1 protein-coding gene is annotated in these 1,554 nt (G+C 59.0%); it reads right to left on the minus strand.

The features are described from left to right. On the minus strand, positions 1-1,554 hold a 1,554-nt coding region (locus tag ACO6V1_RS23870; RefSeq protein WP_422469076.1), incomplete at both ends, for a hypothetical protein.

A 1,554-nucleotide genomic window follows, 5' to 3' on the forward strand; every position in this document is an offset into this window, starting at 1 on the left:
GGTGGCCTTGACCATGTCATAGCGGGCAGCGCTGTAAAGCCCATACAGGTTCAGGAACTGGTTGGCCAGATTCTTGATAATCGACACTTCGGTCGAGCGATGGTCCGCTGTATCGTTGGGTGACTGCTCCTCGTAGCGGAGGTACTGCCCCGCGGTACTGGTCATGTTCAGGAAGCTGTCCCGGAACTGCCTCTCCAGGGTCTCCAGCAAGTTGACGCAGCACACCTGTCGTTTTTCCGGCCAGGTTATGGAGTCTGACTCCTCGGCGGGTATGGCTGCCATAATTTCCCGGTTCTGATGCTTTATGGCCTCGGCCTGGTGGGCATAGTCGGCATAGATTGCCGTGGCCTGGCCGACATACCCCTTCAGCAGTTTCCGCTCAGTCACGGTGAACTGTGACGTAGCCGGTGGGCGGGAAAGCAGCGGCGCCAGGGCCGACGTGTCGTCCAGTCCCGATTCGCTGTAATGGCAGGGAACGGTGTCGTCATTCGGGAACACGGCATCATAATCTGTGGGGTTCTGGAAGATCTTCCGGTAATCAACCGGGAAGCGATTCCAGTCTCTGTATACCCCCATGTTGGCAAGGAAACGGGCCTGCTCACCTCGGATGATCCGGTTGGTGGCAACCAGATCCCCGGGTTCCAGCCAGCCCGACGGCAAGGTGAACTCATGATCGGCGACGGTGGCATTGTGTATCACCGACATCAGTTGTTCATCCGGCCCGGGGGTGCGCAGAACGTTACCATCGTTGAGGCGCTCCTCCGTGATCTGCCTGTCCAGATAGTCCGCAACCCCCTCCAGAACCTCCCGGAACGGTGCGGACATCCCGGAGGCATCACGCAACAGGGCATTGACCATGTTATCCATGCCCTGGGCATTGAATCCCCGGAAAAGCCCGGCCTCGCCGGTCTCTGCCATGGCAAACCCGGTGGCCAGGATCATCTGGGAGCGCGCTTGTGCCAGCCGTGAGTACATAGTCAGGAAGCGGTTGGCCAGGTTATCAACGATGATCTCCCTGGCCGGGTTTTCCCCGGGAGCTTGCGGGTTCATGGTCAGGCCACGGCTGGCATCATAGCTGATGCATTGCTGGGCAAGGCTGCTGATGGACAGGAAGTTATCCCGGAGCAGTTTGTCCATGGCCCGCAGGCCGTGGGCGCAACACACCAGCCGTTCAAGGGGCCATTTCAGATAGATCCGGTCGTTGATGGTTATCTCTTCACCAAAGTCCCAGATGGCCTGCAGCGCCCGGACATTGTTATTTTGGAAGTCGTTGATCTGCCACATATAGCGGTCATGGATCGCCTGGCCCCGGTCCGCATAAAGTTTCAGCAGTTTTTTGCCCTGCGGGCCTACCTGCGGCGGGTGGCTGTCGGTGACGGAGGCGGTGGGGGTCGCAACCGGTTGAGTGGTTTTATCCGGTACGATCGTTGGCGACGATGACTCAGCGTCAGTACGATCGTTAATGGCCGACGGGGTCGCCTCAGACGGGGTCGCCTCAAGGTGAGCTGTTGGTGTTTGGGAAGTGGATGTGGGTAGTGGTGAAGTGGATGGCTG

The sequence above is a fragment of the Endozoicomonas sp. ALC013 genome (genome assembly GCF_049310205.1).
Classification (GTDB): Bacteria; Pseudomonadota; Gammaproteobacteria; order Pseudomonadales; family Endozoicomonadaceae; genus Endozoicomonas.